Source organism: Phenylobacterium sp. (genome assembly GCF_036501465.1).
GTDB lineage: Bacteria > Pseudomonadota > Alphaproteobacteria > Caulobacterales > Caulobacteraceae > Phenylobacterium.
On sequence record NZ_DASYAF010000004.1, the window covers coordinates 1 to 6,448 of the forward strand.

Here is a 6,448-nt window from a genome sequence, read left to right on the forward strand (position 1 = left end):
GCCGCCGAGTGCGGCCGAGAGCGGGTTGGCCAGCGGCAGGTCGCCCGGTCCGGCGCCGACCGCCGCCAGGTCCAGACTGCGCAGGCTGAAGGTGCTGCCTGTCACGTTGAGGTTGGCCCCGCTGACGGAAAGCGCCGAGCCGGGATTGGCGAAGCTGGCGGTCACGCCGTTCAACGCCACCGAACCTTCGCCGCCGACGAAGCCGAAGCTCTCCGGCGCGGCGACGGACAACGTCGAGCCGCCCGGCGTGGCCATGGCGAACCGGGTCCCGTCGGCGAAGCGCAGCTCGCTTGCGGTGGAGAAATAGGCCGCGGCGGGCACGTTCACCTGCGCCCCGGCGCCGAACACGATCCCCGCCGGGTTCAGGAAGAAGAAGGCGGCGTTGGGCAGGCCGGTTGAGTCGATCGTGCCCGAGATCCGCGAGGGCTGGCCGCCGGTCACCCGGTTGACGACGTTGTGGACCGCCGTGGGATCGCCGCTGCTCAGCGTCCAGCGCGCCACGTCGCCGGCGCCAAGGCTGAAGGTCGAGAAGCTCTGGAAGAGGTTGCCGCTCGCCAGCGTCCCGCCGCCGATGGTCGTCACATTTCCGGCCGTGGCGGCGGTTGTGCCAAGGCCACGCGCACCAACATCCGGCGCGATCGTGGTCTGCGCCTGCGCCTGCGCCGCCGCCAATGCCACGCTGAGCGCCGTTCCCGCCAGCAAGCCGCGCCTCATCGCCAGGCCCCCAGTAAGGTGAAGGCCGCCCAGGCGTTGGGATCGGCGTACATGCCGCCCCGCTGGATCATGGCGAGTTGCGCGTCGCGCAGGGCCGCCGACTTCGAGCGGCCCTCCCGATAGAACTGGTAGAAGTCCTTCATCAGCTCGGCCGTGCCCTGGTCGTTGACCGGCCACAGCGAGGCGATGGCGCTCTTCGAGCCTGCCTGCACCGCCGCGCCGGCCAGGCCCATGCTGGCCTCGTCGTCGCCCACCGCCGTCTCGCAGGCGCTGAGCACCAGCAGGTCGAGTTCGTCGCCGCGCGCGCGGTTGGCGCTCAGGATCTGGCGCAGCTCCGACAGCAGGATCACCTCGCCATTGGCGACGATGAAGGCGCGGTCCGAGCGGCCGTTGAACGAGGCGTGGGTCGCCAGGTGCAGGACGTCGATGTCCTCCTCGGTAAGCGCCCGGACCAGGTCCGCCTTCTTGAAGTTCTGAATCACCCAGGCGCGGCGGATGCGCTTGCCGTCGATGGTCGCGGCCTGCTTGGCTTCCTCGCCGGTGCCGGTCAGCTTCTCGAAGTCGCCGGCCGGCAGGTCCACTTCCATCTCCAGCGAGGCGGCCAACAGCTGCTCACGGCGGCGCTGGTCGCTGGAGCCGGGTTGCGAATAGGCCAGCGAAGGCGCGACCGAGACCCGCGTCCTCTGGATCAGGAAGTGATTGTCGGCGTCCAGCAGGGCCGAGAAGGGCAGCGCCCTGAGCGCGCCGTCGGGCACGATCGCCAGCTCCGCCCCCGGCTTCAGCTCGCCTTCGATCGGCTTGATCAGCAGGTCGTAGAGCTGGCGCGAGGCGGCGCGCCACTTGTCGTCCTCGTCGTAGCTCAGCGACAGCACCATAGTCTCGACCAGCCGCGACACCGCCTGGCGATCGACGCTGCGGTTGGGCGCCAGGCGCCGGAAGGTCGCGCCGCCTTCGCCGCCGGCCAGGTAGAGGAGCTCCAGCCGGTCAGGCAGCAGGATCGGATAGAGCAGCACCTCGCCCGCCGTCAGGGTGTCCGGTGTCAACGCGTCGCGCGGCGGCAGGCACTCGGCGCCGAACACGCTCTGCAGTTCGGCCTGGCGATAGGCTTCGACGATCTGCTGGGCGCTCTTGACCCGGATCACCGCCTGGGCCCCTTCCGCGGCCGCCAGCTGGACGTCCACCGCGGCCTGGAAGACCGGGCGCATGTAGAGCGAGAAGGAGGTCTCCTCGGTCAGGGGATCGAACCGCGGCAGCAACGGCCGCACCGCCTCCAGCGCGTCGTAGGCGGCCAGGATGTGAGCCTCGCGGTTCGCCGGATCCATCTGCGCCAGGCGCAGGCGCCATTCGGGCGCGCGCGCGGGCAGGGGACGCTGGTTCTCGTCGAGCAGGGCCTGCTCCATCAACCATCGGGCGCCGGCGGCGTCGCCCGCCGCGAAGGCCAGGCGCGCGCGGATCGCCTCGGCAAAGGCCCTCGCCGACGGATCGCCCGATCCCACCGCGGCGATTTCCGCCACGGTGGCGTCGAGATCGGGGCCTGGCCCGGCGCCGGCGTCCAGCGCGGCTTCGGCCAGGCGGCCCTGCGCCTCGGCGCGCAGCGTCGCGTCTGCGATCCCATGAGCGGCGGCCAGGCCCGCCGTGGCCGCGCTCAGCGCCTGGGCCCGATAGTCGCCGGCGAGGTCGGCGTTCGCTTCGGCGACCGACAGCCGCAGATGCGCCAGCCGCAGGTCGGCGAGGGCGGCGGTGCGATTGTCGCCCGCCAGGCGCGCCTCATCCGCCGCGCAGGCCAGCGAGGCCGCCGACAGGCGCAGATTGGCGTTGATCAGGGCGCCGGAGCTCAGCAGCACGTCGCAGGGGCCTGGTCCCAGCCGCTCGGCCTCCTGCGCAGCCGCGACCGCGCCGCCCGCCGCGCCACGGCGTCCCCGCGCCCCGCGCGTGCCCGCGACGGTCGATCCGGACAGCGACACCAATCCGAGCCGATAGGCGGCCTCCGAGGCGGGCCGAGTGAGCCCGGCGGCGCTGGCGGTGCGAAAGGCGCCCAGCAGGAAGGCTTGAGCCTGCCGTTGGCTGCCTTCGGGGCTCAGCCGCATCAGTTCGCCGGCGGCGGCGCAATAGTCGGCCACCGCCTGCGCGGAAGGCCGCTCCGCCCGGTCGGCGGGAAGCTCGAGATCGCCTTCGAGTTCCGGGAATCGATCGACTGCCGCGCCGCGTGTCAGGCGCGTCTCCGCCTGGGCGGCGGCCGCCTCCAACGCCGGCGCCGACGGATAGGCCTGCAGTTGGGCGGCGCCCGTGGGCAGGCACAGCCGGTCCGCCAGCGCCGCGTGCGCCGCGCCGGACATGGCCAGCGTCGCGCCAAACCCGGCGATCGCCGCCCACCGTCGAAGAGCGCCCCCGCGCCCCATGGATCACCCCCACGTCCCTCGAACAGTGGGCGAGCGCGCCGGGTGCTTGTCAATCGCGGCGATCAGGCGCTGGGGCAGCGCGCGGGCTCCGAAGGCCGTCCGTGGCCTGGCGGCTTGGGTTGATGTACTCTCGGCGGGCGATCCGGAGGCCTTCCAGTGAGAGCACGCATCGTCCTCGCCACACTCGGGCTGGCCCTGATTTCGCCGGGCGCCGGCAGGGCCGATCCGGCGTCGAAGACCGTCTCCCCGGTGGTGGTGACGCCGATCGCCCCGATGGACCACGTGACCATCCGCCTGAACGGCAAGGATGAGGTCAGCCACGCGATCATGATCGCCTACCCCAGCCATGCCTATGAATCGACACAGGATGGCCGAGTCGCCCTGAACTGCCGGATCGATACCCACGGCTTGGCCGAATGGTGCGAGATCGGATCGGAGACGCCCTCCGGCGTGGGCTTCGGCAAGATCGCGCTGCAAATGCGCCCGTTGTTCAAGCTGCCGCCGGCGAAAGACCCCAACGATACGGCGATGCGGTCGGTCGCCGTCCTGTTCAGGAGTTCGGAGAGCCGCATCTCCTCCGAGACGATCCCGAACCCGGCCTTGGTAGGGGCGATCCCACTCACCATGGTCAACAATCCGGTCTGGTCCGAGGCGCCCACCTTCGGTGAAGTGGCGCGCGCCTATCCCGCCCATGGCGGCGGCGTCGAAGGCTATGCGGTCGAGCATTGCGGCGTGGGCGGCAACGGCCTGCTCTATCATTGCTGGACGCTGGCCGAATTTCCGGCCAATCGCGGCTTCGGACTGGCGGCGCATCGGCTGAGCCGCGAGTTCCGTCTCGCGCCCAGCTCGCTTGCGGAAAAGTCCGACTTCCCGCCCTGGGTCGACATCCCGATCCGCATGCCGCCGCCTTCGGCCCTGCAGAGCCGAAAGGTCGACGCGCCGATCTGGGTTTCAGGCTTTGACGCTCGTCACCCCAAGGTGTTCCCCGCTGAGGCCGCCGCCAAGGGGCTCACCGCCGGTCGCGGCGTCGCCCATTGTCGGGTCGCCGGCAACGGGGTTTTGCGCGCCTGCACCGCCGAACCCGGTCAGCCGGATGGCCTCGGCTTCTCCCAAGCGGCGGTGAAGCTGGCGTCCACCCTGAAAGCAAATCTCTGGTCACGTGACGGCGGGCCGGTGGCGGGCGGCGAGGTCGATGTCGGCGTCGAGTTGCGCCTGGACCCGCAGTCCCAGAGCGCGGGTCTTCCCTAGGCGGTCGCCGGGGCGGTGCCCGCGCGCCGGCGCACGAACGGCTGCGGCTTCCAGCGCACCAGGGAACGCCAAACCCATTCGAACGGCCCGTAGTGGAACCGCGCCAGCCATGGCTTGCTCCAGGCCAGGATGAACACCCAGACCCCCAGCACCACCGCCAGTTCCTGGAACCGCGACAGCCGGCCGTAAAGTCCCAGGCCGAAGCCATCGAACACCAGGGTCGTGATGATCGAGGTCCCGAGGTAGTTGCTGAACGCCATCCGCCCGGCCGCCGCCAGCCGATTCACTACCGCCTGGGCCGCGCCGGAGCGGACGATCAGCAGGACCACGCCGGCGTGCGCCAGGCCGATCAGCGGGCGGGTGACCTGCTGCCAGTCCTCCAGCTTGTTGATGGTCAGCGGCTCGAAGCCCGAGCGCCAGATCATCCAGGCGACCCAGGCGGTGACCGGGACAGCCAGCAGATAGCCCACCGCGATCATCGCCGCGTAGCCCCGGCTCGACCACTTGAGCGTGAAGAAGCCGCTGCGGAACAGGGCCATGCCGACGAACATCTGCCCGATGGCTTCGGGGATCTCGCTGGTCGGCATCAGATAGGTCTGGATGAGGCGGGCGGCCAGCGCGCGGACCCGAAGCGCGTCCAGGAAGCCGCCGCGGTATCCCGCGATCTCCAGTTGGCCGAGTTGCGCCGAAGGCGCCACCAGCTGCGACGCTTCCTGCCAGGTTTTCACCGCCTCGCTCGAGGCTGCGGGCGCCATCGCCGCGGCGTGCATGGCGATGAGCTGGTCGGCCTCCCACAGGTTCGCGGCCAGCAGCAGCGCGAGCACCGCCACGCCGACGCCCAGCTGGACTTTCCAGCTGAGCTTGCGGAACGGGAAGATCACCAGCCCGGCCAGGCCGTAGGTGACCAGGATGTCGCCCCACCAGAGGAAATAGGCGTGCAGCATGCCGATCACGAACAGCCAGAACATCCGCCGGTAGTGGGTGGCCGCCGGACCGGGCCGGCCGCCCTCCGCCCGCTCGGCGATCAGCACAGCGCTCGCCCCGAACAGCATCGTGAACAGCGCGCGCATCTTGCCGTCGGTCAGCACGTTGTTGACCGCCCAGGTCCACAGGTCCGCGCCTGTGGAGCCGCCGGCGTATGTGGGGTCGACGTAGGCGAAGGCCGGCATCCCCATGCCGACGATGTTCATCAGCAGGATGCCGAGGATGGCGAAGCCGCGCACGGCGTCGATGGAGATGTGGCGGTCCGCGTCCGCCACCGGGCCTGCGACAGCCATCCGGCGATCTCCCCCTGAGGTCTCGTCCTGACTTATCGTCGTTCAGAGGATGGGCGCGTCACGGGCGGTGTCAACGCCGAGGCGGAGCATGCTAGACGTGCGGCGAGTCGCGCGGGGGCGTTGGGTTCAGCCGATGGTGCTACGAAGGAGATCGCTTCCGTGACACGCCGCCCTGGATTGCGATCCGCCCTCGGATTGGTCGCGCTCGTGGCCCTGTTGGCCGGCTGCCATCGCCCGGCGATGAAGGCCCAGGAAGCGGCCGTGCCGGCCGGCCCCGATCGGCCGGGTCCCGCCCAGTGGAACGCCGCCACGGGGGCCTTCACCCTCGACGGCAAGCCGGTGACGGCGGTCAAGCTCTGGACATTCGACGGCTCCACCGACGGCTTCACGACGGTGAGCAGCCGGATCACGCCGGCCGCGACGCAAGGCGCGACCGTCACGGTGGTCGATCCGATCCTGCGCTCGCCCAAGGGGTTGAACGTCCCCGGCGGCCGCTATAGCCTGGTCCTGATCCGCCTGACCCGGCTCGCGCCCGGCGCCCTGTGGGACGGGGCGCTCTACTACGCGACCAGCGGTCACGGGGAGGTTTCCGGCTACTTCGGCAAGCCCGTCGCCGGGGCCGCGCCCAAGGTCGGGGAAACCACCACCCTGGTCTACGACATGACCCATCAGAAGCGCGGCGGGCCGGACTGGGTGGACTCCACCATCGATCAGATCCGTCTTGATATCGAGGATAAGCCCGGCGGCGTCTTCGTCATCCGCCAGGTGGCCATCGCCGAAGATCCTGACGCTGCGGCCATGGCCGCGCTC

Annotated in this window: 5 protein-coding genes; 2 read left to right on the forward strand and 3 right to left on the reverse strand. The window is 70.8% G+C overall.

Going from position 1 to position 6,448, the window contains the following annotated elements:
• Nucleotides 1–714: filamentous hemagglutinin N-terminal domain-containing protein (locus VGL85_RS00105; RefSeq protein WP_331584715.1), on the reverse strand; the 714-nt coding region annotated here is incomplete at its 3' end.
• A complete protein-coding gene (locus VGL85_RS00110; RefSeq protein ID WP_331584717.1) occupies nucleotides 711–3,050 on the reverse strand; it encodes a CHAT domain-containing protein in 2,340 nt (779 codons plus the stop codon). The genes VGL85_RS00105 and VGL85_RS00110, both read right to left, overlap by 4 nt.
• A gap of 219 nt (nucleotides 3,051–3,269) precedes the next feature.
• Between VGL85_RS00110 and VGL85_RS00115 the strand changes: the two genes are divergently transcribed.
• Nucleotides 3,270–4,361 (forward strand): hypothetical protein, encoded by a 1,092-nt coding sequence (locus tag VGL85_RS00115; RefSeq protein WP_331584719.1) that lies wholly within the window; start codon nucleotides 3,270–3,272, stop codon nucleotides 4,359–4,361.
• Here the strand turns inward: VGL85_RS00115 and VGL85_RS00120 are convergent.
• Nucleotides 4,358–5,638, reverse strand: a complete 1,281-nt coding sequence (locus VGL85_RS00120; RefSeq protein WP_331584721.1) for a DUF418 domain-containing protein — start codon at nucleotides 5,636–5,638, stop codon at nucleotides 4,358–4,360. The genes VGL85_RS00115 and VGL85_RS00120 overlap by 4 nt on opposite strands.
• Before the next feature lie 207 nt (nucleotides 5,639–5,845).
• Between VGL85_RS00120 and VGL85_RS00125 the strand changes: the two genes are divergently transcribed.
• The coding region (locus VGL85_RS00125) for a hypothetical protein (RefSeq protein ID WP_331584723.1) at nucleotides 5,846–6,448 on the forward strand (603 nt) is incomplete at its 3' end.

Bases quoted from the DNA above. Each gene is read 5' to 3' on its own strand.
- VGL85_RS00120 (WP_331584721.1), bottom strand. From the start codon at position 5,638: ATGGCTGTCGCAGGCCCGGTGGCGGACGCGGACCGCCACATCTCCATC.
- VGL85_RS00110 (WP_331584717.1), bottom strand. From the start codon at position 3,050: ATGTCCGGCGCGGCGCACGCGGCGCTGGCGGACCGGCTGTGCCTGCCC.